Annotated in this window: 28 protein-coding genes, 1 tRNA gene and 1 other RNA gene; 17 read left to right on the forward strand and 13 right to left on the reverse strand. The window is 68.5% G+C overall.

Annotation, left to right across the window (positions count from 1 at the left end; genetic code table 11):
- Nucleotides 1-47 precede the first annotated feature (47 nt).
- Nucleotides 48-2213, reverse strand: a complete 2166-nt coding sequence (locus RHOOR87_RS0106615; RefSeq protein ID WP_015448763.1) for a bifunctional (p)ppGpp synthetase/guanosine-3',5'-bis(diphosphate) 3'-pyrophosphohydrolase — start codon at nucleotides 2211-2213, stop codon at nucleotides 48-50.
- A gap of 126 nt (nucleotides 2214-2339) precedes the next feature.
- A complete protein-coding gene (gene rpoZ, locus RHOOR87_RS0106620; RefSeq protein ID WP_007509529.1) occupies nucleotides 2340-2630 on the reverse strand; it encodes a DNA-directed RNA polymerase subunit omega in 291 nt (96 codons plus the stop codon).
- 199 nt (nucleotides 2631-2829) lie between these two features.
- Here rpoZ and RHOOR87_RS0106625 point away from each other — a divergent pair, with 199 nt between their 5' ends.
- A complete protein-coding gene (locus RHOOR87_RS0106625) occupies nucleotides 2830-3660 on the forward strand; it encodes a VacJ family lipoprotein (protein ID WP_027484568.1) in 831 nt (276 codons plus the stop codon).
- A gap of 73 nt (nucleotides 3661-3733) precedes the next feature.
- Here RHOOR87_RS0106625 and RHOOR87_RS0106630 read toward each other — a convergent pair whose 3' ends face one another.
- The 7 genes from RHOOR87_RS0106630 to RHOOR87_RS0106660 all read right to left on the reverse strand — a co-directional run bounded on the left by RHOOR87_RS0106630 (nucleotide 3734) and on the right by RHOOR87_RS0106660 (nucleotide 8828).
- On the reverse strand, nucleotides 3734-4039 hold the full coding sequence (locus RHOOR87_RS0106630) for an STAS domain-containing protein (RefSeq protein WP_007509534.1): 306 nt from the start codon (nucleotides 4037-4039) through the stop codon (nucleotides 3734-3736).
- Nucleotides 4036-4710, reverse strand: a complete 675-nt coding sequence (locus tag RHOOR87_RS0106635; RefSeq protein ID WP_027484569.1) for an ABC transporter substrate-binding protein — start codon at nucleotides 4708-4710, stop codon at nucleotides 4036-4038. The genes RHOOR87_RS0106630 and RHOOR87_RS0106635 overlap by 4 nt, the downstream gene beginning before the upstream one ends.
- Nucleotides 4711-4761: 51 nt before the next feature.
- Nucleotides 4762-5613, reverse strand: a complete 852-nt coding sequence (gene mlaD / locus RHOOR87_RS0106640) for an outer membrane lipid asymmetry maintenance protein MlaD (protein WP_027484570.1) — start codon at nucleotides 5611-5613, stop codon at nucleotides 4762-4764.
- 34 nt (nucleotides 5614-5647) lie between these two features.
- Nucleotides 5648-6424, reverse strand: coding sequence for a lipid asymmetry maintenance ABC transporter permease subunit MlaE (gene mlaE / locus RHOOR87_RS0106645; RefSeq protein WP_007509541.1), 777 nt, complete (start codon nucleotides 6422-6424; stop codon nucleotides 5648-5650).
- Entirely contained in the window at nucleotides 6421-7257 is an 837-nt protein-coding gene (locus tag RHOOR87_RS0106650) for an ATP-binding cassette domain-containing protein (protein WP_007509543.1), read from the reverse strand. The genes mlaE and RHOOR87_RS0106650 overlap by 4 nt, the downstream gene beginning before the upstream one ends.
- Nucleotides 7258-7332: 75 nt before the next feature.
- Nucleotides 7333-7968 (reverse strand): guanylate kinase, encoded by a 636-nt coding sequence (gene gmk / locus RHOOR87_RS0106655; protein ID WP_007509545.1) that lies wholly within the window; start codon nucleotides 7966-7968, stop codon nucleotides 7333-7335.
- A complete protein-coding gene (locus RHOOR87_RS0106660) occupies nucleotides 7965-8828 on the reverse strand; it encodes a YicC/YloC family endoribonuclease (protein WP_027484571.1) in 864 nt (287 codons plus the stop codon). The genes gmk and RHOOR87_RS0106660 overlap by 4 nt, the downstream gene beginning before the upstream one ends.
- Before the next feature lie 76 nt (nucleotides 8829-8904).
- Here RHOOR87_RS0106660 and rph point away from each other — a divergent pair, with 76 nt between their 5' ends.
- The 10 genes from rph to cydX all read left to right on the forward strand — a co-directional run bounded on the left by rph (nucleotide 8905) and on the right by cydX (nucleotide 18988).
- A complete protein-coding gene (gene rph / locus RHOOR87_RS0106665; RefSeq protein WP_007509549.1) occupies nucleotides 8905-9636 on the forward strand; it encodes a ribonuclease PH in 732 nt (243 codons plus the stop codon).
- A gap of 5 nt (nucleotides 9637-9641) precedes the next feature.
- Nucleotides 9642-10241: an RdgB/HAM1 family non-canonical purine NTP pyrophosphatase gene (gene rdgB, locus RHOOR87_RS0106670; RefSeq protein ID WP_007509551.1), complete on the forward strand. Its 600-nt coding sequence runs from the start codon at nucleotides 9642-9644 to the stop codon at nucleotides 10239-10241.
- Nucleotides 10238-11404 (forward strand): radical SAM family heme chaperone HemW, encoded by a 1167-nt coding sequence (hemW, locus tag RHOOR87_RS0106675; RefSeq protein WP_027484572.1) that lies wholly within the window; start codon nucleotides 10238-10240, stop codon nucleotides 11402-11404. The genes rdgB and hemW overlap by 4 nt, the downstream gene beginning before the upstream one ends.
- An 88-nt stretch (nucleotides 11405-11492) precedes the next feature.
- Nucleotides 11493-13787 carry a DUF1631 family protein gene (locus tag RHOOR87_RS0106680; protein WP_027484573.1) on the forward strand — a complete coding sequence of 765 codons (2295 nt, stop codon included), beginning with the start codon at nucleotides 11493-11495 and terminating at the stop codon, nucleotides 13785-13787.
- Nucleotides 13784-14131, forward strand: coding sequence for a PilZ domain-containing protein (locus RHOOR87_RS0106685; RefSeq protein ID WP_007509557.1), 348 nt, complete (start codon nucleotides 13784-13786; stop codon nucleotides 14129-14131). Before RHOOR87_RS0106680 ends, RHOOR87_RS0106685 begins: the two co-directional genes overlap by 4 nt.
- A gap of 160 nt (nucleotides 14132-14291) precedes the next feature.
- Nucleotides 14292-15608, forward strand: a complete 1317-nt coding sequence (gene pepQ / locus RHOOR87_RS0106690) for a Xaa-Pro dipeptidase (protein WP_007509559.1) — start codon at nucleotides 14292-14294, stop codon at nucleotides 15606-15608.
- Between the two features lie 195 nt (nucleotides 15609-15803).
- Nucleotides 15804-16034, forward strand: a complete 231-nt coding sequence (gene cydP, locus RHOOR87_RS0106695; RefSeq protein ID WP_007509561.1) for a cytochrome oxidase putative small subunit CydP — start codon at nucleotides 15804-15806, stop codon at nucleotides 16032-16034.
- Nucleotides 16031-17602, forward strand: coding sequence for a cytochrome ubiquinol oxidase subunit I (locus RHOOR87_RS0106700; RefSeq protein ID WP_007509563.1), 1572 nt, complete (start codon nucleotides 16031-16033; stop codon nucleotides 17600-17602). Before cydP ends, RHOOR87_RS0106700 begins: the two co-directional genes overlap by 4 nt.
- Before the next feature lie 10 nt (nucleotides 17603-17612).
- Nucleotides 17613-18743, forward strand: a complete 1131-nt coding sequence (gene cydB / locus RHOOR87_RS0106705) for a cytochrome d ubiquinol oxidase subunit II (protein ID WP_007509565.1) — start codon at nucleotides 17613-17615, stop codon at nucleotides 18741-18743.
- Between the two features lie 104 nt (nucleotides 18744-18847).
- Complete coding sequence (gene cydX, locus RHOOR87_RS0106710) at nucleotides 18848-18988, forward strand: cytochrome bd-I oxidase subunit CydX (protein ID WP_007509567.1); 141 nt, start codon at nucleotides 18848-18850, stop codon at nucleotides 18986-18988.
- Between the two features lie 27 nt (nucleotides 18989-19015).
- Here cydX and RHOOR87_RS0106715 read toward each other — a convergent pair whose 3' ends face one another.
- Together RHOOR87_RS0106715 and RHOOR87_RS0106720 are read right to left on the reverse strand one after the other, a co-directional pair.
- Complete coding sequence (locus RHOOR87_RS0106715) at nucleotides 19016-20356, reverse strand: aminopeptidase P N-terminal domain-containing protein (RefSeq protein ID WP_007509569.1); 1341 nt, start codon at nucleotides 20354-20356, stop codon at nucleotides 19016-19018.
- Nucleotides 20353-20916, reverse strand: coding sequence for a UPF0149 family protein (locus RHOOR87_RS0106720; protein WP_027484574.1), 564 nt, complete (start codon nucleotides 20914-20916; stop codon nucleotides 20353-20355). The genes RHOOR87_RS0106715 and RHOOR87_RS0106720 overlap by 4 nt, the downstream gene beginning before the upstream one ends.
- A 110-nt stretch (nucleotides 20917-21026) precedes the next feature.
- Here RHOOR87_RS0106720 and RHOOR87_RS0106725 point away from each other — a divergent pair, with 110 nt between their 5' ends.
- The 6 genes from RHOOR87_RS0106725 (at nucleotide 21027) to rpiA (ending at nucleotide 23645) form a co-directional block, all read left to right on the forward strand.
- A complete protein-coding gene (locus RHOOR87_RS0106725) occupies nucleotides 21027-21266 on the forward strand; it encodes a TIGR02449 family protein (protein ID WP_007509574.1) in 240 nt (79 codons plus the stop codon).
- Nucleotides 21267-21274: 8 nt separating this feature from the next.
- Nucleotides 21275-21583, forward strand: coding sequence for a cell division protein ZapA (locus tag RHOOR87_RS0106730; RefSeq protein WP_027484576.1), 309 nt, complete (start codon nucleotides 21275-21277; stop codon nucleotides 21581-21583).
- 77 nt (nucleotides 21584-21660) lie between these two features.
- Nucleotides 21661-21847, forward strand: a non-coding RNA gene (gene ssrS / locus RHOOR87_RS19765) — 6S RNA.
- Between the two features lie 64 nt (nucleotides 21848-21911).
- Nucleotides 21912-22517, forward strand: coding sequence for a 5-formyltetrahydrofolate cyclo-ligase (locus tag RHOOR87_RS0106735; RefSeq protein WP_027484577.1), 606 nt, complete (start codon nucleotides 21912-21914; stop codon nucleotides 22515-22517).
- Nucleotides 22514-22966, forward strand: coding sequence for an EVE domain-containing protein (locus tag RHOOR87_RS0106740; protein WP_027484578.1), 453 nt, complete (start codon nucleotides 22514-22516; stop codon nucleotides 22964-22966). Before RHOOR87_RS0106735 ends, RHOOR87_RS0106740 begins: the two co-directional genes overlap by 4 nt.
- A 34-nt stretch (nucleotides 22967-23000) precedes the next feature.
- A complete protein-coding gene (rpiA, locus tag RHOOR87_RS0106745) occupies nucleotides 23001-23645 on the forward strand; it encodes a ribose-5-phosphate isomerase RpiA (protein ID WP_027484579.1) in 645 nt (214 codons plus the stop codon).
- An 86-nt stretch (nucleotides 23646-23731) separates the two neighbouring features.
- Here the strand turns inward: rpiA and RHOOR87_RS0106750 are convergent, their stop codons facing one another.
- Nucleotides 23732-25654, reverse strand: a complete 1923-nt coding sequence (locus tag RHOOR87_RS0106750; protein WP_027484580.1) for a chloride channel protein — start codon at nucleotides 25652-25654, stop codon at nucleotides 23732-23734.
- A gap of 231 nt (nucleotides 25655-25885) precedes the next feature.
- Nucleotides 25886-25960, reverse strand: a tRNA-Gln gene (locus tag RHOOR87_RS0106755).
- Nucleotide 25961: the final 1 nt, after the last annotated feature.

The following is a 25961-nucleotide window of genomic DNA, read 5'->3' on the forward strand; positions in this document are numbered from 1 at the left end:
AAGGCCGGGTTCAATCGCCTGCCGGCTTTCGCGCACGCGGTGCGCTGCTACAGCGGGTAGCGATAGGCGCCGCTGACCACGCCGGTGCGGCGCACGCGGCGGATCACGTCGGCCAGATGCTTGCGGCTCTTCACTTCCATCGCGAACAGCAGCGTCGCCGCGGCGGCATCGCGCTCGACGTATTCCACGTTCTCGATGTTCGAGTCGGCGGCGGCGATCGCGGCGGCCACGGTGGCCAGCACGCCGGGGCGGTTGATCACCTCGATGCGCAGCTCGGCGCGGTAGTCGCCCTGCACGTCGCGGTCCCACTCGATCGCCACGCAGCGTTCGGGCGACTTGCGCAGCTCGACCACGTTCGGGCACTCCTCGCGATGCACCACGATGCCCTTGCCCGAGGACAGGTAGCCGATGATCTCGTCGCCCGGCAGCGGATGGCAGCAATTGGCGAAGCTGAGCACGCCGCGCTCGGCGCCGGTGATGCGGATCTTCTCGTGTGCGTGCGCCGACGCCTGCGGCTTGCCGGCTTTCCGCCCGCGCGACGCCAGCAGCTGGCTGGCGACCACGTCGGGCATGCGGTTGCCCAGCGCGATGTCGGACAGCAACTCCTCCAGCCGTTTCAGCTTGGAGGTATCCAGGAACCGGTCCAGCACCGCCGGCGGGATGCCGTCCAGGCTGCTGCCCTGCGCGTCCAGCGCGCGGTCGAGCATGCGGTGGCCGAAATCCACCGCGTCCTCGTGCTGCAGGTGTTTCAGGTACTGGCGGATCGCGGTGCGCGCCTTGCCGGTGACGACCACTTCCAGCCACGCCGGGTTCGGTACCGCCGACGGCGCGGTGATGATCTCCACCAGCTGGCCGGACTCCAGCTTCGCGCGCAGCGGCAGCAGCTTCTTGTCCACGCGCGCGGCCACCGCGTGGTCGCCCACGTCGGTATGCACGGCGTAGGCGAAATCCAGCGCGGTGGCGTTGCGCGGCAGCGACAGGATGTCGCCGCGCGGGGTGAACAGGTAGACCTCGTCGGGGAACAGGTCGATCTTGACGTTCTCGATGAATTCCGACGACGACACCGTGCTCGCCGAGCTGTCGACCAGCGAGGACAGCCATTCGCGCGCGCGCGCCTGCGCGCTGTTGGCCGGCCCCGAATCGGTCTTGTAGGCCCAGTGCGCGGCGACGCCGCGCTCGGCCACCGAATCCATCTCGGCGGTGCGGATCTGCACCTCGATCGGCGCGCCGAACGGCCCCAGCAGCACGGTGTGCAACGACTGGTAGCCGTTCGCCTTGGGGATCGCGATGAAGTCCTTGAAGCGGCGGTCGACCGGCTTGTACAGCGCATGCACCACGCCGAGCGCCATGTAGCAGCTCATCGCGCTGTCCACCACCACGCGGAAGCCGTAGACGTCCATCAGCTGGGCGAAACTCTTGTGGTCGTTGCGCATCTTCGAATAGATGCTCCACGGCGACTTGATCCGGCCGACCACGCGCGCCGGCAGGTGGTCGGCGGCCAGCCGCGCGGACAGCGCCGCCTCGATCTTGCCCATCGCCTCGCGCCGGTTGCCCAGCGCGGCGCGGATGCGTTCGCTGATCACCCGGTAGCGGTCCGGGTACAGCGCGCGGAAGCCCAGGTCCTGCAGCTCCGCCTTGAATTTGTTCATGCCCAGGCGCTGCGCGATCGGCGCGAAGATCTCCAGCGTCTCGCGCGCGATGCGGCGACGCGAGGGCGCGTCCTTGGCGCCGAGCGTGCGCATGTTGTGCAGGCGGTCGGCCAGCTTGATCAGGATCACCCGGATGTCGCGCGCCATCGCCAGCAGCATCTTGCGGAAGCTTTCCGCATCGGCTTCCTGGCGGCTGCCGAAGCGCATCTTGTCCAGCTTGGTGACGCCGTCGACCAGCTCGGCCACCACTTCGCCGAACTCGGTGGCTAGCGTCTCGCGGCTGAGCTCGGTGTCTTCCAGGGTGTCGTGCAGGATCGCCGCGATGATCGTCTCGGCATCCAGCCCAAGTTCGGCCAGGATGCCGGCCACCGCCACCGGGTGGGTGATGTACGGCTCGCCGCTCTTGCGCTCCTGCCCGGCGTGTGCCTGCGCGCCGAGCTGGAACGCGCGTAGCACACGATCGATCTGCGCTTCGGGCAGATAGGCGATGCGTTCTTTCAGCGCCAGCGCGTAAGGCGGCAGCGCGGACAGGTCGACCGTGGCGGAGGGGGTGGCCGCAGTCATCGGTGCCGGCGCCTGTTCAGGCGCCTACCTCGCGGCAGGTGTAACGGGTGGCTGCGCGGCGTGCGCCGACCGTCGCACCGGACGCGCCGGCGCGACAGGGACGCTTGCTACAGCAGCCGCCGTCCATCAGTCGTCGCCGCCCTTGGACAGGTCGTCGTCGACCTCGGCCGCGGCCCATTCCAGCGCCTCGCGCTCGGCGCGCTCGCGCTCGGCCTTGTCGATCTGGTCGATCGTGGCCTGGTCGATGCGACGGGCGGCGATCTCGCGCAGCGCCAGCACGGTCGGCTTGTCATGGTCCGGGTTGACGGCCGGCTCGGCGCCCTTTTCCAGTTGGCGGGCGCGCTTGGTCGCCATCAATACCAGTTCGAAACGGTTGTCGACCACCTCGAGGCAGTCTTCCACGGTAATGCGTGCCATGCGAAATCCTTAGAGAATAAAATGACTTATATGGCCTGACAGTGTAGAGGAGCGGATGCTTTGCTGGCAATGCGCGCGACGCGTATCATGGCGGGCTGGCCGCACCGCGGGATGCCGCCGATGGAAGCAAGCTGAAAGCCGTGCACGATATAAAACCAGACAGTACACTTACTCTTCCCCGACGCGAATCCCCGCACCGATGCACTCACCGCTTCGATTACCCAAGTTGAGCCGCTGGTTGCCCGTGCTCGCGATCGCGCTGCTGGCCGGCTGCACCATTGCCAAGCCGCGCACCGACGATCCGCTGGAGAAATTCAACCGCGGCGCCTACAAATTCAACGACGCCGTGGACCAGGCGGTGATCCGTCCGGTCGCACTGGGCTACCGCAAGGTGACCAATCCGCCGGTGCGCCGCTCGTTCAGCGACTTCTTCACCAACATCCGCATGCCGGTCACGGTCGCCAACGACGTACTGCAGGCGCGCCCGAAGCAGGCGCTGCAGAGCACCGGTCGCTTCCTGGTGAACCTGACCCTGGGCATCGGCGGCTTCTTCGACCCGGCCAGCCAGCTCGGCCTGCCGATCGAAGACAACGACTTCGGCATCACCCTGGCGCGCTGGGGTGCCCCGGAAGGCGACTTCCTGATGTTGCCGTTCTTCGGTCCCAATACCGCCCGCGACGTCTGGCGCCTGCCGGTCGACAGCTACTTCTTCGACCCCTTGAGCCTGTACGCCAACAACCATCACTACAACGGCCTGCAGTACCTGCCGCAGGCTATGTATCTGGTGACCTTGCGCTCGCGCGCCATCGACGCGGAGAGCTTCCTGCAGTCCGCCTACGATCCGTACGTGTTCATTCGCGACGCGTACCGGCAGCAGCGCCTGTACAAGATCTACGATGGCAACCCGCCGGTGGAGATCATCCAGCGGATGCAGGGCCTGGACGAGCAGAACTTCGACCCCGAAGAACTGCTGGACCAGCAGCACCAGTGGGAAAACAAGCACCCGGACAAGACCGGCAAGCAGCAGTGACCGCGACCGCACGGCGGACATGAAGAAGGGGCCTTGCGGCCCCTTCTTTCCTTGCGTGGCCCGGGGCCTTAGGTCAGGCGAGCAGCCGGTCGACCTCGCAGACTTGCGCCAGCGACTGCATGCCGGCCGGCATGCGCACGACCCGCAGCGTCTGCCCGCGCCGGGCCGCATCGGCCGCGATCGCCAGCACGCAGGCCAGCCCGGCGCTGTCGCTGTGCCGCACGTCGGCCAGGTCCAGCTGCGACACCGGAGCACCCGCCAGTGCGGAGCGGATCGCCTGCCACGCGGCAGCCGCGGTATCGAAGCTCAGCTCGCCGCGCACGCCCAGCGTGCCGGGCGTGCCGGTATCCAGCTGGAAACCGGCGGCGGTCTGCGTCATGACTTGTCCTTGTTGTCCTTGGCCATCGTGTCCAGCGCCTTGGAGCCCAGGCTTTCGATATTGCTGATCAGCTGCTCGATACCGACCTTGCGGATCTCCGCGTCCACCTGGTTGCGGTAGTTGGTGACGTAGGAGATGCCCTCGATGATCACGTCGTAGGCCTTCCAGTCGCCGTTGCGCCCCTTGCGGAAGGCATAGTCGACCGACACCAGCTTGCCGTCGTCCAGCACCACCTGGGTGCGCACCACGGTGCGCTTGTCGTTGAGGTCGCCCTTGAACGGCAGCACCTTGACCCGGCCGCGGGTGTAGTTGAGCAGGCCTTCGGCGTAACGGTGGGTAATCGAGTTGTAGAACGCCCGGGCGAAGCGCTCGCGCTGTGCCGGGCTGGCTTCGCGGGCATGCTGGCCGAGCACCAGGATCGAGGCGTAGTCGATGTCGAAGTGCGGCAGGAACACCTCATCGATGACGCTGATGAGCTTCTCCTGGTTCTTCTTCAACTCGTCGCGATGCCCCTCGATCGCCGTGGCCAGCTGGTCGGCGATGGTCTGCACGACCGCCACCGGAGCCTGCTGTGCGGCGGCCGGGGCCACGGCATCCGCCCGGGCGAAGGCCGGGGCCGCGATGACGGCACCGAATGCGATGGCGGTGGCAAGAGCCAGACTGCGCAACATGGGTAACTCCTTGGGCAGAGCCGGCTCGGCGAGCCGGCGGGGAATGGCGGACTATTTGTTGCCGTTGCCGGCATCTTTCTTGTCGCCGGGCGAACCGTTGACCAGGAACTTGCCGATCAGGTCCTCCAGCTGCAACGCGGACTGGGTCAGGATCATCTCGTCGCCGTCCTTGAGCGCATCGGGCGAACCGCCCGGCTGGATCGCAACATACTGGCTGCCGATCAAACCGCTGGTGAACACCGCGGCGGACGAATCGTCGGGAATCGCGTCGTAGCGCTTGTCGATCGACAGCACCACCTCGGCATTCAGCTTGACCGGGTCGGCATGCACCGACTGCACGCTGCCGATCACCACGCCGGCCATCTTCACCGGCGCGCCGGCCGACAGCGTGCCGACGTTGGTGAAGGCCGCCTTGACCGCATAGCTGCCGCCGACATTGTCGACCACGCCGCCGGCGCCGAAGAACTTGCCGAGCATCTCCTCCAGCGGCTGGGTCGACCTGGTCCGCGCCAGCGTGCCGCCGGCAGCCACCGCCTGCTTCGCGCTGCCGTACTCGATACCCACGTACTGGTCGCCGAGCAGGCCGCTGGTGAAGATCGTCGCCACCGAATCCTGCGGGATGCGGTCGTAGGTCTTGTCGATCGACAGCTTCACGTCGGCCACGTCGCCGCCCGGCTTCAGCGCGATCGACTGCACCTGGCCGACCCGCACGCCGGCGATCTTCACCGGCGCGCGCTCCTTCAGCTGGCCGATGTTGGTGAACTGCGCCTCGACGACGTAGCTGTCGCCCTGGCGCACGTTGGCAACCGAGCTGGTTTGCGTCGCCAGGTAGGCCAGCGCGGCGAAGCCCAGCACGATGAACAGGCCGGTGCCGACGGCGTAGGAACTTCTCGGTTGGCTCACGGCAGGATCCTCGGAAAACGACAGGTCATGGCAGTCACATCAGGAAGGCGGTAAGGACGAAATCGAGCGCCAGGATGGCGATCGACGACGCCACCACGGTGCGGGTGGTGGCATAGGCCACGCCCTCGCTGGTCGGTGGCGTGGTGAAACCCTGGAACACCGCGATCAGCGAGACCACCGCGCCGAACGCCAGGCTCTTCAGCAGCACGCCGTTGACGATGTCGGTGTGCACGTCGACCTGGGCGGTCATGTTCGACCAGAACGTGCCGTTGTCGATGCCGAGCCAGGTCACGCCGACCAGGTGGCCGCCGAAGATGGCCATGGCGCAGAACACGCAGCACAGCAGCGGCATCGCGATCAGCCCGGCCAGGAAGCGCGGCGTGGCGACGTAGGCGATCGGGTCGACCGCCATCATTTCCATCGCGGAAATCTGGTCGGTGGCGCGCATCAGGCCGATCTCGGCGGTGATCGCGGTGCCGGCGCGCCCGGCGAACAGCAGCGCGGTGACCACCGGCCCCAGCTCGCGGTACACCGACAGCGCCACCACCATGCCGCTGGCCGAGGTGCCGCCGAAGATCGACAGCACGTGGTACAGCTGCAGCATCAGCACCATGCCGACGAACAGGCCGCAGACCATGATGATGGTCAGGCTCATCGCGCCGACAAACCACAGCTGACGGACGGTTTCGCGCAGGTAGCGGAAGCTGCGCGGCACCGCCCCCAGCAGGGTCAGCAGGAACAGGCCGCAGGCGCCGATCTGCGCCAGCGACTGGGTCACCACATTGTTGCCTTGCGGCGCCCGTGCGTTCATTTCGCCGCTCCGGCAAAACCCAGCTCGGTGGCGTAGTCGGCGGCCGGGTAGCGGAACGGGATCGGCCCATCCGCCTCGCCGCCGAAGAACTGCCGCGTCCACGGCGAGCCGTCGTCGGCGATCGTCGCCGGGTCGCCCTGTGCCACCACCTTGCCGTTGGAAAGCAGGGCCACGTGGTGGGCGATGCGCTGCACCGCGGGCAGTTCGTGCGAGACCAGCACACTGGTGATGCCGAGGGTCTGGTTCAACGTCTGGATCAGCTTCAGCACCTGATTCAGCGCCACCGGGTCGAGCCCCACGAACGGTTCGTCGTACAGGATCAGCTGCGGGTCGAACACGATCGCCCGCGCCAGCGCCACCCGCCGCGCCATGCCGCCGGACAGTTCGTTCGGCATCAGCCGCGCGGCGCCGCGCAGGCCCACCGCCTGCAGCTTCATCAGCACCAGGTTGCGGATCAGCACCTCGGGCAGCTTCGTGTGCTGGCGCAGCGGGAACGCCACGTTCTCGAACACGTCGAAGTCCGTCAACAGCGCGGAGTTCTGGAACAGGTAGCCCACGCCTTCGCGCAGCTTGTACAGCTGCTCGCGCGACAGCCCGGCCACGTCGCGGCCGTCGAGGTGAATGCTGCCGGCGTCGGCGTACATCTGTCCGGTGATGTGCTTGAGCAGGGTAGTCTTGCCGGTGCCGCTGGGGCCCATGATCGACGTGATCTTGCCGCGCGGAATGTCCAGATCCAGCGCGTCGAAGATGGTCTTGCCGTTGAGCACCGTGGTCAGGCCGCGGATGCGCACCAGGATGGCGTCGTCAGGCGTGGCGCGGGCGGTTTCGTTCATGGGCGACAGCAACGGTAGGGGAAGCGGACAAGGTAGCGGAAGCGTCGGGCTAAGACCATGCGCTGGCGCTACGGTTCAACCGGCCTCGTCGGCCAGCAGCTCGGCGATCAGCGCCTCGTGCCGCCGCCACTGCAGCGTACCGCGCAGGCGCACCGCCCGCACGATCGCCTGCAGGCCGGCCAGCGCCTCGTCGAACACGTCGTTGACCAGGATGTAGTCGAACTCGTGCGCATGGGCGATCTCGCCGCGCGAATTGCGCAGCCGGCGCTCGATCACCTCGGCGCTGTCCGACCCGCGCCCGCGCAGGCGCCGTTCGAGTTCCGCCCGCGACGGCGGCAGGATGAACACGCTGACGCAGTCGGGCTTGCTCGCGCGGATCTGCTGGGCGCCCTGCCAGTCGATCTCCAGCAGCACGTCGCGGCCCTGCCCCAGCAGCTCCTGCACCGTGGTGCGCGAGGTGCCATAGAGGTTGCCGTGCACCTCGGCATGTTCGAGGAAGATGCCTTCGGCGATCTCGCGCTCGAATTCCGCGCGCTCGACGAAGTAGTAGTGCCGTCCGTACGTCTCGCCCGGCCGCGGCGGCCGCGTGGTGTGCGACACCGACAGCGAAATAGTGCTCTCGCGCTCGAGCAGCGCGTTGACCAGGGTCGACTTGCCGGCCCCGGACGGCGCGGCGACCACGAACAGCGTGCCTTCGATGGAGGCGTTCATTCGATGTTCTGCACCTGTTCGCGCATCTGCTCGATCAGTACCTTCAGTTCGACGGCCGCGTTGGTGCTGCGCGCGTCGACCGACTTGGAGCCCAGCGTGTTCGCCTCGCGGTTGAACTCCTGCATCAGGAAATCCAGCCGGCGCCCGACCGGCTCGGCCAGCCCCAGCACGCGGCGCGTCTCGCCGATGTGCGTGCTGAGCCGGTCGAGCTCCTCGTCGACGTCGGTACGGGTGATCTGCAGCACCAGCTCCTGTTCCAGCCGGCCCGGCTCGACTGGCTGCTTCAAATCGGCCAGCCGCGTTTCCAGCCGGGTGCGCAGCGCGGCGCGAATCTCCGGCATCCAGCCGCGCACGTCGGCGACCACGCGTTCGATCGCGTCCAGCTTGTCGCGCAGGATCCCGCCCAGCTTCTCGCCCTCGCGCTCGCGGGTCGCGGTGAGCGCATCCAGCGCGCGGTCGAGCACCTCGAACAGCGCGGCCTGCTGCGCTTCGGGATCGACTTCGGCCTGCTGCATCACCCCGGGGAATCGCAGCAGTTCGGTGAGCTGCACCTGCAAGCCGGGAAACAACGCAGCCAGGTCCAGGTTCAGTTCCGACAGACGCGACAGCAGCGCGGTGTCCACGTGCAGCGAATCGCCGCGCGCCTCGCCACCGCGCAAACGCACGGTCAGGTCGAGCTTTCCGCGCGACAGCTTCGCCGCGACGCGTTCGCGCAACTGCGACTCGAAACCGCGCAACTCGTCCGGCAACCGCGGGCTCAGCTCCAGGTAGCGGTGATTGACCGTGCGCAGCTCGCAGCTGAGCGTGCCGGCGGGGCCGGTGGTTTCGGCGCTGGCGTAGGCCGTCATGCTGCGGATCATCGGCGCCTTCCGGACGTGGGGAAAGGACGCAATGGTAAACTCTCCGGTCCAACCTTGCCCAATCCGGCCACTCCCCATGAATTCCGTCACTCGCCCCAGTGGCCGCACCAGCGACCAGCTGCGCAGCGTCAGCATCGAACGCCACTACACCCGCCACGCCGAAGGCTCGGTGCTGGTCAGCTTCGGCGACACCCGCGTACTGTGCACCGCCAGCATCGAGGACCGCGCGCCGGCCTGGCTGCGCGGCAAGGGCGAGGGCTGGATCACCGCCGAATACGGCATGCTGCCGCGCGCCACCAACACCCGCACCCAGCGCGAGGCCACCCGCGGCGGCCAGGGCGGGCGCACCATGGAAATCCAGCGGCTGATCGGCCGCAGCCTGCGCGCCTGCGTCAACCGGCAGGCGCTGGGCGAGCGCGTGATCACACTGGACTGCGATGTGCTGCAGGCCGACGGCGGCACCCGCACCGCGGCGATCACCGGCGCCTACGTGGCCCTGGTCGACGCGGTGAACCTGCTGATGAAGCGCGAGAACCTCAAGCGCAATCCGGTGGTGGGCGCGGTCGCCGCGGTCTCGGTGGGCATCTACAAGGGCGTGCCGGTGCTCGACCTCGACTACGCCGAGGATTCCGACTGCGACACCGACATGAACGTGGTGATGAACGACGGCGGCGGCTTCATTGAGGTGCAGGGCACCGCCGAAGGCCACGCGTTCCGCCGCAATGAAATGGATGCGCTGCTGGCGCTGGCCGAGAAAGGCATCGGCGAACTGGTCGCGGCGCAGCGCGCGGCACTGGCGCAGGGCTGAGCACGATGTCGCGCATCGTGCTGGCCAGCAGCAACCCGGGCAAACTGAAGGAGTTCGGCGCACTGCTCGCCGGCAGCGGCCTCGACGTCATACCGCAGGCCAGCCTGGGCATCCGCGACGCCGACGAAACCGGCCACACCTTCATCGAGAATGCCCTGCTCAAGGCGCGCCACGCCGCGCAGGCCAGCGGGCTGCCTGCGCTGGCCGACGACTCGGGCCTGTGCGTGGACCACCTGCACGGCGCGCCGGGCCTGTATTCGGCGCGCTACAGCGGCGGCCACGGTGACGCCACGGCAAACAACGCGAAGCTGCTGCGCGAACTCGATGGCGTGACGGTCGAACGGCGCGGCGCGTTCTTCATCTGCGTGCTGGTGCTGCTGCAGCATGCCGGCGACCCGGCTCCGCTGATCGCCGAAGCGCGCTGGCACGGGCGCATCCTCACCGAAGGTCGCGGCAGCGGCGGCTTCGGCTACAACCCGGTATTCCTGCCCGACGGCTACGAGCAAAGCGTGGCCGAAATGGACGATGCGCTGAAGAACCGCCTCAGTCATCGTGGCCAGGCGCTGGCGAAACTGCACGACCGGCTGCGCGAACTTCGCCCATGAGCCTCATCGCACCACCGCTGTCGCTGTACGTGCACATGCCGTGGTGCGTGAAGAAGTGCCCGTACTGCGACTTCAACTCGCACGGCCTGCGCAGCGAACCACCACCGTATGCCCAGTACATCGACCACCTGCTGGCCGACCTCGACGCCGATCGCGCGGATTTCGCGCCGGCACTCGAAGGCCGCCCGGTCGTCAGCGTGTTCTTCGGCGGCGGCACGCCCAGCTTGTTCGCGCCGGAGCTGGTCGCGCGCCTGCTTGACGGCGTCCGCGAGCGGCTGCCGCTGGCGGACGATGTCGAGATCACCCTGGAGACCAACCCCGGCACGGTCGAGCACGGCAGCTTCGACGGCTATCTCGCCGCCGGGGTCAACCGCATCTCGTTCGGCATACAGAGCTTCGACGACGACAAGCTGCGCCGGCTCGGCCGCATCCACTCGGCCGGCGAGGCGGAAGCCGCGGTGAAGTCGGCGCAGGACGCCGGCTACGCCAACATCAACCTCGACCTGATGTACGCGCTGCCGAAGCAGGAACTGGACGGTGCGCTGGCCGACGTGGAACGCGCCGTGGCGCTCAAGCCCACCCACATCTCGCACTACCAGCTGACGCTGGAGCCGAATACCGCGTTCGCCGCCAACCCGCCGCCGCTGCCCGACGACGACCACGCCTGGGCGATGCAGGAGGCCTGCGAGGCGCGCCTGGCCGCCGCCGGCTATGGCCAGTACGAAATTTCCGCGTATGCGCAGCCCGGCCGGCGCTGCGTGCACAACCTCAACTACTGGCAGTTCGGCGACTACCTCGGCATCGGCGCCGGCGCCCACGGCAAGCTCAGCGATGCCGCCGGCGGCCAGGTGCGCCGGCGCTGGAAGACCCGCGGCCCGCGCGCCTACCTGGACGCCGCCGGCGGTCCGGCCCGGATCGGCGGCGACCACACGGTCGGCGCGGGCGAGCTGCCATTCGAATACATGCTCAACGCGCTGCGCCTGGTCGATGGCGTGCCGATGGCCGCGTTTGCCGAGCGCACCGGCCTGCCGCCGCAGCGGATCGCCGCCGCGCTGGCGGCAGCGGTCCGCCGCGGCTGGCTGCACGACGACCCGCAGCGGTTGCACACCACCGTGCTGGGCCAGCGCTTCCTCAACGACGTGATTGGCACATTTCTGGACTGAACGTCGCACCGCGACGGCCTGCACCCAATGGCATCGCTGTCGCAACCGGCATAGACTTGCCGCTCCGGGGGAATTGGCAGGTTCATGCATGGATGTCGGGCACGATCGACGTCACTCGTCCGCGTCGCCGCAGGGCGGCCGCGTCGGCAACGCACGCTGGCCGGCGCGTACGCAACGCCTGCTGGAAGCCAGCTACCACCACTGCGTGGAAGGCTTGCAGGAACCTCTGCGCCGCTGCCTGGGCGAATTCGAGAAACAGCTGTTCGCGCTGGCCGAACGCGCGCACCATGCCGGCGAGCAGCAGGACTGCTTCGCCAGTCGGCAACACGTGCTGCAGGGACGCACCGCCTACACGCAGCGTTTCATGGAGCGCCTCGGCAGCGTGTTCAACGACATCGACCGCGCCAGCGCCGCACCGCCCGCCACCCATCCGAAGCCGTGGCAGGCGCTGACCCTGGTCGACCCCGGCGAGCAGGAAGTGTCGATGACCCTGGAACAGCTGGGTGCCCGCGGCGAGGTGCGCCATGCCAGCGTGCTGTACGAGCTGGGCCACCGGCTGGCGGTGCTGGTCGGTGCGCCGCCGCTGGAGGGCCAGGCGTTGCCGCTGGGTCCCTATGCGCTGGCCCGGGCCTGCCATGAGGCCAGCGCCGAGCTGGAACTGCCGCTGCCGCATCAGCTGCTGCTGCTGCAGCACTTCGACCAGTGGGTGCTCCAGGCGCTGGCGCCGTTGTACGACATCATCAATGCACAGCTGCAGGGCGACGGCATCCTGCCGCAGTTGCGCAGCATCCCGATTCCGCGACACGTCGGCAAACGGGCACGCCCCGCCACCGCCGGCAGCACCGGCGCAGCCGGCGAGCCGGCGGCCACCGGTACCGCCACGGCACACGCCGGCGGCGCCGGAGCCGGCCCGACCGGCGGCAGCGGCGCGCCGATCGAGGTGCTCGAGTCCCTGCGCGACCTGCTCGCGCGGCAGCGCGCCAGCCAGAGCGGCATCAGCGGCCAGGCGGTCGGCCGGGCCGCCAGCGAACAGGAACTGCAATCCGCGCTGGGCGCGTTGCAGCAACACCTGGCCCAGGTCACCGACCAGGCCGGCCGCGAACTGCGCAGCGCGGCCCGGCTGCGCGAGGAACTGCTGGCCCAGCTCAATGTGGGCAAGCCCGGCGACGCGCCGCGCACCCAGCTCAGCGACGAGCAAGGCGACAAGGTGGAACTGGTCGCGCGGCTGTTCGAACAGCTCGGCCAGCAGTTGCAGCAGGGCGGCAACGCCCATCAGCTGCTCGGCAGCCTGCAACTGCCGGTGCTGCGCATGGCGGTGGCCGACCGCGGCTTCTTCGAGAAACGCGAGCATCCGGCACGCCGCCTGCTCGACACGGTGACCGCCGCGGCGAACGACTGGCTCGACGGCAGCGACGACGAGAGCAACCGCCCGCTGGCGACCAAGCTCGAGCAGCTGGTCAGCCGCGCCAGCCAGGAACCGCCCAGCGCCGGCCTGTACACCACGCTGCTGGCCGACATCGAGCATCACCTGGCCCTGCTCACGCGCAAGGCACAGGCGGCCGAACGGCGCCACGTGGAAGCCGCGCAGGGGCGCGAGCGGCTGGACCAGGCCCGCCACCGCGCCGGCGAGCTGATGGCCGAACGCTTCGCGCAGTCGCCGCCGCGCGGCCTGTTGCGCGCCCTGCTCGACCGCGCCTGGTCCGACGTGCTGGCGTTGACCCTGCTGCGGCACGGCGAGGACAGCGAAGCATTCGGCATGCAGCTGGCGATCACCGACCAGTTGCTCGGCCGCCTGCCGGTGGGCGACCGCCTGCAACTGCAGGCGGAGGTGGAGTCCGGCCTGCAGCAGATCGGCATGCACGTCGAGGAAGCCGTGCAGGTGGCGCAGCGGCTGCTCGGCGCGGGCAAGCCCGACCCGGCCGTGGAGTTGCCCAGCGCCACCGACCTCGCCTTGCGGCTCAAGCAGCACCAACGTCTCGGCCAACTGCAGTCCACCCCGCAGCACGAACCGGCGGCGGCCGCCCAGCCGGACCCGGCGCCGGCACCCAGCCCGCGTGAACGGAGCATCGAACAGCACCTGCGCGAGCTGCCGTTCGGCAGCTGGTTCGAATTCGTCGACCCGGGCACCGGAACGATCGCCCGGCGCAAGCTGGCCTGGCACTCGCCGATGTCCGGACGCTGCCTGCTGGTCAGCCGGCGCGGTCAGCGCGGTGAGGAGATGAGCCTGGCGCAACTGGCCCATGAAGTGGCCAGTGGTCGCGCCTGCGAGGTGCCGGCGCAACCGGAGAGCCTGCTCGACCGCGCCTGGCGCAGCCTCACCGGCAGCCTGCGCCAGACGACCGCCTCCCGCCACCCCACTCCGCCAGAGGCCGCGCGCCGATGAGCACCAGCGACCAGCGCCGCGCCGAGCGCAAGCGCGCCAACGCCAACGCCATCGTCACCGATGCGATCAGCGGCCTGCCGATCGGCCACCTGGGCAACCTGTCGATGACCGGCATGCTGCTGATCAGCGCGCAGGCGCCGCGCAGCGAGGCGCTGTACCAGGTCAGCATGACCCTGCCCGGTTCGGAGCGGATGCTGGCCCAGTCGCAGCCGATCGAAGTGGGCATCCAGGAGCAGTGGCACGAATCGGCCGCCAGCACGGGGCAGATCTGGGCCGGCTACCGCATCGTGGCGATTACCGACGCCGACGCCGCCCGCATCGAGAGCTGGCTGGCGCAGGACTGACGCCGCGCCGGCAGCTGGCTGGCGGTCGCCGCGCGCACGCGCCATCATGCACGCGCGTCCCTTTCCCCAGTTCACCACGGGTTGTACCGGCCCTGTGCGCACGCCTCCCGGCGACGGCCAGCGAGCAGGCAGCCGGACGGCCCGCCGCCGAGGAGTCACCATGCACCAGCCGTCCGCCCCGCTGTATGCGCAGCACCTGGCCACCCTGTGCGAACGTGCCGACAGGGCATTGGCGCAGGGCGGTTTCGACCACCTGCTGGTTGCCGCCGGCACGCCGCCGCGCAAGTTCCTCGACGACCAGGATTACCCGTTCGTCGCCAACCCGCACTTCCGGCACTGGCTGCCGCTGGACGGCGCCCCGGGCAGCTGGGTCGCCTACACCCCGGGTGCGAAGCCGAAGCTGGTGTTCGTACAGCCGCACGACTACTGGCACGTGGTGCCGGAAGCACCGCACGGCTACTGGGTCGAACATTTCGACATCGTGATCGTGCGCAGCGCGGCGGACGCCGTCGCGCAGCTGCCGCGGGGCCGCGGCGCGGTGCTCGCCCCGGCCTGCCCGGGCATCGACGGCGTGGAGATCAACAACCCGCAGGCCGTGCTCGACTGCCTGCACTGGCACCGCAGCTACAAGACGCCGTACGAACTGGCACTGATGCGCGAAGCCAATCGCATCGGCACCCGCGCACACCGCGCCGCCGAGGCCGCCTTCCGCGCCGGCCGCAGTGAATTCGGCATCCACCTGACCTACCTCGCCGCCGCGCGCCAGATCGACGCCGAGCTGCCGTACGCCAGCATCGTGGCGCTGAACCAGCACGGTGCGGTGCTGCACTACACGCACTTCGACCGCATGCCGCCGGCGCAGGGCCGCTCGTTCCTGATCGACGCCGGCGCCAGCGCCGCCGGCTACGCCAGCGACATCACCCGTACCTACGCCGGCACGCAGGCGGGCGAGTTCCAGGCGCTGATCGACAGCATGGATGCCGCCCAGCAGGGCTTCGTGGCGAAGGTGCGCGCCGGGCAGAGCTACCCCGAGCTGCACCTCCACGCCCACCACGTCATTGCCGGCGTGCTGCGCGAGCACGGCTTCATCCGCCTGAGCGCGGAGAGCGCGGTCGAGTCCGGCGTGACCGGCACCTTCTTCCCGCACGGGCTGGGTCACCCGCTCGGCCTGCAGGTGCACGACGTCGCCGGCTTCCAGCAGAGCGAGCGCGGCGGCAGCATCCCGCGTCCGGACGGCCACCCCTACCTGCGCATGACTCGCGTGCTGGAGCCGGGCATGGTGGTGACGATCGAGCCGGGCCTGTACTTCATCGACATGCTGCTGGCAGAACTGCGCGACAAGCCGGTGGCCGCCGACATCGACTGGGCGAAGGTCGACCATTTCCGCCAGTACGGCGGCATCCGCATCGAGGACGACGTGGCCTGCACCGACGGCGCACCGGAAAACCTCACGCGCGACGCGTTCGCTTCGGCCTGAGTCGAAGCAGTCCCCCGCTTGTTCATTTGCCCCCTTCGGCAGCGAAACCGCTTTCGGCCTCCGCAGGGAGGGCGAGCGACTTTTCGCTGCGGGTAACCGTACGCACCGGGGCAGTCGCCGCTGCGACATTCGTCCACACCGTGACGACATCCGTGCGGCGTATGCTGCGCGGCAGGTAGTGCACGGATTCGTCGCATGTCCCGCCCCGCGATTTCCAGCGTTCCACCTGAAGGTCTGCACACGCCGCCGCGCCCGCTGCGGCGGCTGACGTTCGAGTTGTTCGGCATCGTCGCGCTGAAGATCGCGGCGCTCGCGCTGATCTGGTGGGTGGTGTTCGCGCCGCAACCGAAACCCGACGCCAGCCCCGATGCGATCGCGCAGCGGTTGGCGCCTTCTGCCCCCGTGTCGCCGGAAGCCCAGCCATGATCCTGATCGACGCCGACGTCGTCACGCTGTCGCGCCTGCAGTTCGCGCTGACCGCGCTGTACCACTTCCTGTTCGTGCCGTTGACGCTGGGCCTGGTGTGGATCCTGGCGATCATGGAAAGCGTCTACGTGATGACCGGGCGCGAGGTATGGAAGCGCATGGTGCAGTTCTGGGGCGTGCTGTTCGGCATCAACTTCGCGATGGGCGTGGCCACCGGGGTGACCATGGAGTTCCAGTTCGGCATGAACTGGGCGTACTACTCGCACTACGTGGGCGACATCTTCGGCGCGCCGCTGGCGATCGAGGGGCTGATGGCGTTCTTCCTCGAAGCCACCCTGGTCGGCGTGTTCTTCATGGGCTGGGAGCGCATCTCGCGGATCAAGCACCTGCTGGTGACCTGGTTCCTGGCGCTGGGCACCAGCCTGTCGGCGCTGTGGATCCTGGTGGCGAACGCGTGGATGCAGAATCCGGTCGGCGCCGCGTTCAACCCCGAAACGATGCGCATGGAAGTGACCTCGTTCTCCGCGGTGCTGTTCAACCCGGTGGCGCAGGACAAGTTCGTGCACACGGTGAGCGCCGGCTACGTGCTGGGCGCGATGTTCGTGCTGTCGATCAGCGCGTGGTACCTGCTGCGCGGGCGCAACGTGGATTTCGCCAAGCGCTCGATGACGGTGGCGGCCAGCTTCGGGCTGGCGGCGGCGCTGTCGGTGGTGGTGCTGGGCGACGAGTCCGGCTACAGCGTGTCGCTGAACCAGAAGATGAAGATGGCCTCGATCGAGGCGATGTGGGAGACCGAACCGGCGCCGGCCTCGTTCACCCTGTTCGGCCTGCCCGACATGCAGCAGCGCACCACCCATTACGCGCTGAAGATCCCGTGGGTGATGGGCCTGATCGGCACCCGTTCGCTCGACCAGACGATGCCCGGCATCAACGAACTGGTGGACGCTGCGAAGGGACGGATCGGCAACGGCATCCAAGCCTACGACGCGATGCTGATGCTGCGCCGGGACAAGGACGACGCGCAGGCGAAAGCGACACTCGCCGCGCACGACCAGGACCTCGGCTATGCGCTGCTGCTGAAGAAGTACGTCGACGACCCGCGCCGGGCCACGCCGGCGGATATCCAGAAGGCCGCCGACAGCACCATCCCGAACGTGCCGGTGCTGTTCTGGTCGTTCCGCATCATGGTCGCCTGCGGTTTCTATTTCATCGCGCTGTTCGCGCTCTCGTTCTGGAAGGCCAGCAAGCGCACGCTGGACCGTCAGCGCGGGTACCTGCGCCTGGCGCTGTGGAGCCTGCCGCTGCCGTGGATCGCCATCGAGCTGGGCTGGATCGTGGCCGAGTACGGCCGCCAGCCGTGGGCGATCGAGGGCGTGCTGCCGACCGCGCTGGGCGTGTCGGCGGTGAGCACCGGCCAGATCCTCACCTCGCTCGGCGGTTTCCTGTTGTTCTACACCGCGCTGGCGGTGGTCGACGCGGTGCTGATGCTGAAGTTCGCGCGCAAGGGGCCGGACGGGCTGGGCCTCTGGCCGCCGGCGCTCGCCACCCTTCCCTCCGACCGGCCCTGAGGAAACCGCCATGCTTGACTACGCCACGCTGCGGGTGATCTGGTGGGCCTTGCTCGGCACGCTGCTGATCGGCTTCGCGATCATGGACGGCTTCGACTTCGGTGTCGCCGGCCTGCTGAAAGTGCTGGGCCGCGACAACGAGGAACGGCAGGTGCTGCTGGAGGGCATCGAACCGACCTGGGAAGGCAACCAGGTGTGGTTCATCCTGGCCGGCGGCGCCACCTTCGCGGCGTGGCCGACGCTTTACGCGGTGTCGTTTTCCGGCATGTATTTCGCCATCGCGCTGGTGCTGCTGGCCTTCATCCTGCGCCCGGTCGGCTTCAACTTCCGCGGCAAGATCCACGACCCGCGCTGGGCCTCGCTATGGGACTGGGTGCTGACCGGTTCCGGGCTGGCGGTGATGCTGCTGGCCGGCGTCGCCTTCGGCAACCTGTTCCTCGGCCTGCCGTTCCGCTTCGACGACGACCTGCGCATGAGCTGGCATGGCGGCTTGCTCGACCTGCTGCATCCGTTCGCGCTGCTGTGCGGGTTGGTCTCGCTCGCCATGCTGCTGGCGCACGGGGCGTGCTTCGCCGCGCTGAAGGCCGATCACGCGATCGCCGCCAGGGCGGTGACGATCGCACGCTGGACGACGCTGCTCTTTGCCGTGCTGTACGTGTCGGCCGGCATGTGGCTGGCCTGGGGCATTCCCGGCTACGCGACCGTCGGGCCGGTGGCGACCGATGGCGTTTCCAATCCGCTGTACAAGCAGGTCGCGGTCGGCGGCAGCTGGTTTGCCGGCTACCTGCAGTACCCGTGGTTCTGGGCTGCGCCGACGCTGGCGCTGGCCGCGGCGGTCGGCGTGCAGGCGCTGGTCGGTCGGCGCGGGGTGAGCGGCTTCATCGCCAGCAGCCTGATGGTTGGCGGCACGATCGCCTCGGCCGGCTTCGCGTTGTTTCCGTTCCTGCTGCCGTCCAGCCTCGACCCGCGCTCCAGCCTCACCGTGTGGGACGCGTCGTCGAGCCGCGGCACGCTGCAGCTGATGCTGGTGGCTACCCTGGTACTGCTGCCGGTGGTGATCCTCTACACCGGCTGGGTGTACCGGGTGATGCGCGGACGGGTCACGCTGGAGCAGGTGCGCAAGGCGCACGGCGGCTATTGAATGGGCAGGAGTGCAGCCCGCGCGCAATGGCTTCTGGCCATGTTCACGAACAGCCATCGCGCACAGAGTGCGCTCCTGCACAACGAACGGGAGGTGATCTGACCATGTGGTATTTCTCGTGGATTCTCGGGCTGGGCCTGGCCTGCGCCTTCGCGATCCTCAACGCGATGTGGTACGAGGTGCACGCCACCGACGAGGCGAACCGCCTGCGCGAGGATTCCGAACTGTCGGACGCGTTGACCTAGGGACGCCCTGAACGGGCCAGGGCGCCCCTAGCGCCCGGCCAGCAGCGCCTCGATCGCCTCGGCCTCTTTCGGCATCGCGGCGGAGAGCACCTCGTTGCCGTCGCGGGTCACCGCCACGTCGTCCTCGATGCGGATGCCGATGCCGCGCCAGCGCTCGGCCACCGAGCGGTCGTCCGGCGGCACGTACAGGCCCGGCTCCACCGTCAGCACCATGTCCGCCTCGAGCAGGCGCGAATCGCCGCCGACCCGGTAGTCGCCGACGTCGTGCACGTCCAGCCCCAGCCAGTGGCCGGTCTTGGCCGGGAAGTAGCGCCGGTAGCTGCCGTCGGCGATCGCCGCGTCGGCATCACCCTTGAGCAGGCCCAGCTCGCACAGCCCGGCGGTCAGCACGCGCACCGCCGCCGTGTGCGCGGCACCGAACGGCCGTCCCGGGCGCACCTCGTCGATCGCCGCCAGCTGCGCGGCCAGCACCACTTCATACAACGCGCGCTGCTCGCGGCTGTAGCGGCCGCCGACCGGGAACGTGCGGCTGACGTCGGACGCATAGCAGTCCAGTTCGGCGCCGGCGTCGACCAGCAGCAGCTCGCCGTCGCGCAAGGCGGCGCGGTTGCTCTGGTAGTGCATCACGCAGGCGTTTGCGCCGCCGGCGACGATCGGCGGGAACGCCGGCACCGCGCCCTGGCCACGCACCACGCGCAGCAGCTCGGCCTCGACCTCGTACTCGTGGCGGCCCGGCGTGGCAATCCGCATCGCGGCGAGGTGCGCGTCCACCGCGATCGCCGCGGAGGCGCGCATCAGCTTCAGTTCGGCGCGCGACTTGTACAGGCGCAGGTCGTGCAGCAGGTGGCCCAGCGCCACGAACTCCTTCGGCACCACGCCGCCGCCGCGCAACTGGCGCAGGCGGCGCATCCATCCAAGCAGTTGCGCGTCGAACTCCGGCTCGCGGCCGAAATGGCAGTACACCCGGCCGCGGCCCTCGATCATGCCGGGCAGGATGTCGTCGATGTCCTCGATCGGGAACGCGTCGTCCAGCCCGAAGTCGGCCACCGCCCGCTCGGTGCCGATCGACGGCCCGTGCCAGCGTTCGCGCGCCGGGTCGTGTTCGCGGCAGAACAGCACCGCCTCGCCGTGCCGGCGCCCCGGCAGCAGCGCCAACACCGCGTCGGACTCCGGAAAGCCGGCCAGGTAATGGAAGTCCGAATCCTGCCGGTACGGCCATGCCGCGTCGGCGTTGCGCATGCGTTCGGGCGCGGCGGCGACCAGCAGCACCGCGTCCTCGCCCGCCATCTGCATCAGCTGGCGCCGGCGTCGCGCGAATTCGTCCGGGCCGATCGCCAGCGCGGCCAGCTTCGGGGCGCTCGGGATCAATGCACGCTGCCGCTGGCGGACGGGCCGGGTGCAGCACACTCGGCAAACAGCAGCATCGCGGCGACGCGCACGAACTCCTGCACCTCGATCAGCGCGTCCTCGTCTTCGTCCTCGCTGCCGAAATCGAACGAGGACGCGGCGATCGTGCCGAGGTCGCGCAGCACTTCCTGCGCCTCGTCCGACAGCTGCGCATGCGCCGCCGTGCCGGCCAACCCGAAGCCGCCGAGGAAGCCGCGGCACCAGTCGACCGTCGCCTCGGCCCGCTCGGCCAGCGGGCGGTCGTCCTCCGGCAGCAGCGGCTCGAAGCCCAGCTCGGCATCGGCCAGTTCGGTTTCGCTCTGCCGCGCCAGCCGGCCGAGCAGGGCCAGATCGTCCGCACCGATGTCGGTCGCCTCGCCGTCGAGCTGCAGCGCGGCCAGTACCGAGCTGCCGTGCAGCGAGCCGCCGCCGGCCAGATAGCCGCACAACGAGCCGTGCAGTTCGCTGGCCGTGGTGCCCAGGCGCAGGCGCCTGAGCAGCGCGTCGATGTCGTCGTGGCCCACAAGCCCGGGTGCCGTCATGGCGGTGCTCCGTCAGGTAATGGCCGCCAGTTTAATGCAGTCGCCGGGGCCGTCATCGCGGCTGTCGCGGGCGAGCTGTTTTCCGTCGGCGTCCTGTTATAGTTTCGTGCATGAGTACGCCCGAGCCCATCCAGCCCGATCCGGTCCATCAGGAATTGGCCGCCCTGGCCCAGCAGCTTGACCGGCTGCTGGACACGGTGCACCGGCTCAGCGAGGAAAACCGCAGCCTGCGCCAGAGCCAGGAGCAGCTGTCCGGCGAGCGCGCGGGCCTGCTGGCCCGCAACGAGCAGGCCCGCAGCCGCGTCGAGGCGATGATCCAGCGGCTCAAATCGCTTGAAAGCAACGGCTGATAGAACCCATGTCCAGCAGTGAACCGGTCGCGCTGCGACTGATGGACCGAGAATTCCTGATTGCCTGCGCGCCGGAAGAGCGCGACGGCCTGCTCGAGGCCGCCGGCTTCCTCGACCGCAAGATGCGCGAACTGCGCGCGAACGCGAAGGCACCCAGTTTCGAGCGGCTGGCGGTGCTCACCGCGATCAGCGTGGCGCACGAGTTCCTCAGCCTGCGCAAGCAGCACGACTACCAGGAGCAGCGACTCAGCGACGGCCTCGCCGCGCTGCGGAACAAGCTCGATGCCGCGCTCGACAGCGAGCCGGCCAAGCGCTAGAAACGGCGCGTCCGGCGAACCGCGAGCGGTCCCCGGCAGTGGCACATTCGCGATCAAGCGCCTAGAATCGTCCCCGGCGTTTTCTGCGATGTGCGCCAGCACACTCTTACATTTGCCTTGTTCCTAAATACGGCCCCGGGTCGGCTTCACATCGGCTGTTGTGCATGTCCGCCACGTGCGGAAAGCCTTGAGGCCATGTAGCTCTCCCACCTGATCCATCGTGGATCAAGGTCGTTCGGTGGGCAGCGGCATCGCGGTGACGCCACTCATTCCCCGCCCCGTTCGTCCCGCGACGAACGGGGCGAACTACGACGGAGTTGCGCGAAACGTGGACGCCCCCGCCCGACGACGCGAGCTTCGCCAGCGCCTGGCCGATCAGCGTCGCGCCCTGCCACCGAGCGCACGCATCGCCGCCGCCCAGGGCCTGCGCCGCAGCCTTGAACAGCTCCCCGAATACCTCACCGACACACGCGTGGCCGGCTACTGGGCCAGCCACGGCGAGTTGCCGCTGAACCTGGCGATCGCGCCGCTGGCCGGCCGCGGCCAGCAGTTCCTGCTGCCGGTGATCGGCGCGGGCAAGCATTTGCGCTTCGCGCCGTGGCAAGCCGGCGACGACGTGCAGCCGAACCGCTACGGCATCCCCGAGCCGGCCGCGCCGACCGAACTGCTGGAACCGTTCCAGCTCGACCTGGTGTTCGTGCCGCTGCTCGGCTTCGACCGCCGCGGCAACCGTCTCGGCCACGGCGGCGGCTATTACGACCGCAGCTTCGCCTTCCTCAACGAGCAGGTGCGCCCGACCGAACCGTTGCTGGTCGGCGTCGGTTACGCGTTCCAGGAACTGCCGCAGGTCGAGGAGGAAGCGTGGGACGTGCCGCTCGACTTCATCGCCACCGAGCGCGAGCTGATCGACTGCCACCCGGAAGCAAACGCATGAACCACTGGCTGATGAAGTCCGAACCGGACGCGTTCTCGATCGACGACCTGAAACGCAAGAAGCGCGAAGCCTGGGACGGCGTGCGCAACTACCAGGCGCGCAACTTCATGCGCGACGGCATGCGCGTGGGCGACCCGGTCTTCTTCTACCACTCCAACTGCGCCGTACCCGGCATCGTCGGCATCGCCGAAGTGGCCACGGATGCGTACCCCGATCCCAGCCAGTTCGACCCCAAGAGCAGGTACTTCGACCCCGGCAGCTCGCGAGACAAACCGCGCTGGATGCTGGTCGACGTGAAGTTCGTGAAGAAGCTCAAGCGCACGATCAGCCTGGACGAACTGAAGAACGACCCTGCCCTCACCGACATGCCGCTGCTGCGCAAGGGTAACCGGCTCTCGGTGATGCCGGTCGACGCGGCGCACTGGAAATACATCCTCGCGCTGGAATGAGCGCGAGCCGACCACCCTCCACCGGAATCCACCGATGAGCAACGCCAACGAAAAACGCCAGGCCGGCGAAGCCGCGATCCGCTACGTCGAGGACGGCGCCATCGTCGGCGTCGGCACCGGCTCCACCGTGGCGTTCTTCATCGACGCGCTGGCCGACCTGAAGCAGCGCATCCAGGGCGCGGTGTCCAGCTCGGAGCAGTCCACCGCGCAGCTGAAGAAGCTGGGCATCCCGGTGCTCGACCTCAACGCCACCGGCCCGTTGACGCTCTACGTCGACGGCGCCGACGAATGCGATCCGTACAGGCGCCTGATCAAGGGCGGCGGCGCCGCGCTGACGCGCGAGAAGATCGTCGCCGCGGCGAGCGAGAAGTTCGTCTGCATCATCGACTCCAGCAAGCGGGTCGACCTGCTCGGCAAATTCCCGGTGCCGATCGAGGTGATCCCGATGGCGCGCAGCCTGATCGGCCGCGAGATCGTCAAGCGCGGCGGCCACCCGGTATGGCGCGACGGCGTGGTCACCGACAACGGCAACTGGATCATCGACGTGCACGGCTGGCAGATCGTCGACCCGGCCGCGCTGGAAAGCGAGCTGAACCAGCTGCCCGGCATCGTCACCGTCGGCCTGTTCGCGCGGCGTCCGGCGGACGTGGTGCTGATCGGCGACCAGTTGATGGGCTGACGGCGGCGGCGGGCGTCGCTCGCTCGGCGCAATCATCGCGCGTGCCTTGATTCGTGCGCGGTCCCGCCCTGGACCGCCTCAGCGGATCACGCCGCGCCCGCCGGTTTTTCCGATTTGCCGAGCTTGATGTGGCGGCCCTTGAAGCGCGCCTCGCGCAGACGCCGCGCATGCGCAGCGAGAATGTCGCCCCGCGTGATGATGCCCACCAACCGATGCGGATCGTTCTTGCTCACCACCACCAGTCGCCCCACGCTCTCGGCGACCATGTGGTCGGCGGCCTCACGCAGTGAATGATCTTCGGTGACCGCGATCGGCGGCCGCGTCAGCAACTCCCCCAGCGCCAGGGTGTAATGCCATTGCGGATCGAGCAGGCTGCGCCGGGTCAACACGCCTTGCACGCGGCCCTGTTCGTCCACCACCGGATAACCCTGATGCTGAGTATGCGAGGCCTCGTCGGCCAGCCAGCGCCGCACTTCGGCAAGCGTCTGCGTGGTTCGCAGGGTAGTCACATTGCGCGAACAGGCCGTGCCCACGCTGACCTGCTCCAGGTAGTCGGCGGCATATTCCGACGGCACCTTCACGCCGCGACGGGCGATTTTCTCGGTCATGATGGTGTTGCGCATGAGCAGGGCCGAGATCAGGTAGGCAGCGGTGCAGCCACCCAGCAGGGGCAGCAGGCAGGCTGGCTGACGCGTGGTTTCGAAGGCGAAGACCACCGCCGTCAGCAGCGCGCGCGACGAGCCGGCGAAAATGGCCGCCATGCCCACCAGCGCCGCGATGCGCGGGTCGATGCCGAAGCCCGGCAGAAAATGATTGATGCCGATGCCGATCACCGCACCCAGCGAACCGCCGATCATGAACAGCGGTGCCAGCGTACCGCCGGAGGTGCCGCTGCCAAGCGCGATCACCCAGGAGACAAACTTCAATGCGCCAAAGCTGAGCAGCATGGTGAGACCGAAGTGGCCCTGTACAAGGGCGTCGATGTTGTCATAGCCCACGCCCAGGGTTCGCGGCTCGATCCAGCCGACGAAGCCGGCAACCAGCGCCCCCAATGCCGGCCACCACATCCAGTGAACCGGCAGTTTCTCGAACATGTCCTCAACGCCGTAAACCGCCTTGGTCACCCACACCGAGGCGTAACCGACCAGACCACCGATCAGGACGAAGCTGATCAGCGCCCAACCTCCTGGCTGCAGCACGTCGGGCATGGGAAACACCGGCGCGGCGCCGTAGGTCGCATAGCGCACGCCAACTGCCGTCACCGCGGCCAAGGCCACCGGGATCAGCGAGCGTGGACGCAGTTCGAACAACAGCAACTCCACCGCCAGCACCAGCGATGCCACCGGTGCACCGAACACCGCCGCCATGCCGGCCGCCGCACCGGCAGCCAGCAGCACCTTGCGTTCGTTGGCGGTGACTCGCAGGAGCTGGCCAATCAACGAACCCATGGCGCCGCCGGTGGAGATGATCGGCCCCTCGGCACCGAACGGGCCGCCGGTGCCAATGGCAAATGCCGACGACAGCGGCTTCAACCAGGTGATCCGCGCCGGGATGTTGGATTCATTGGTGAGGATCTGCTCCATTGCCTCGGGAATGCCGTGCCCCTGGATCGCCCGCGAACCCCAGCGCGCCATGACGCCCGCAAGCAGGCCACCCACGACCGGAATCAGGATGACCCATGCCCCCAGCTGGTTGTCGGCCGGCGACAGCACGAACGAGCCCGTACGCGCATGCGGGCCGATTACGTCCGACACCCGACCGTAGAAGCACAGGTCGGTGATCAGGTTGATCGTGAGCATCAGCAGTTGCGCGACATAAGCCGCGACGACACCCAGAATCACCGCCAGTACGCTGATCAGCAGAATGCGGCGCGTGACCAGGGTGGATTTGCGCGGCATCCGCGCGGCATCCAGTGAAAGGCCCAGCGCAGGGGCAATCGGCAGTGCATCCGTGCTGCCTACCGTGCGCACATCGGTATGCTCCACGGGGGTGTCAGTGGCTGGCGTCATGAAATCATCACGGGGGTGAAAACGGGGATTTTACTCTGGTGCACTGCAAAACCGAAGGGACGAAGTCCATGAATTTGCACGCAATATCTTGCTGCTTCGCGACAACGCCTCGACTCGAAAGCGGTGACGCTCAGTCCCGGCGTGCTTTCGGCCGGAACGAAAAAGCCCGCCATGAGGCGGGCTTCTCGGCCGGACCGCCACGCATCACTGCGGGTGTCGGCATCTGGATTTTGGCAGCCCCGGATGGATTCGAACCACCGAATGCCTGAGTCAGAGTCAGGTGCCTTACCGCTTGGCGACGGGGCTA

It is taken from the genome of Rhodanobacter sp. OR87 (assembly GCF_000473345.1).
Lineage (GTDB): Bacteria > Pseudomonadota > Gammaproteobacteria > Xanthomonadales > Rhodanobacteraceae > Rhodanobacter > Rhodanobacter denitrificans.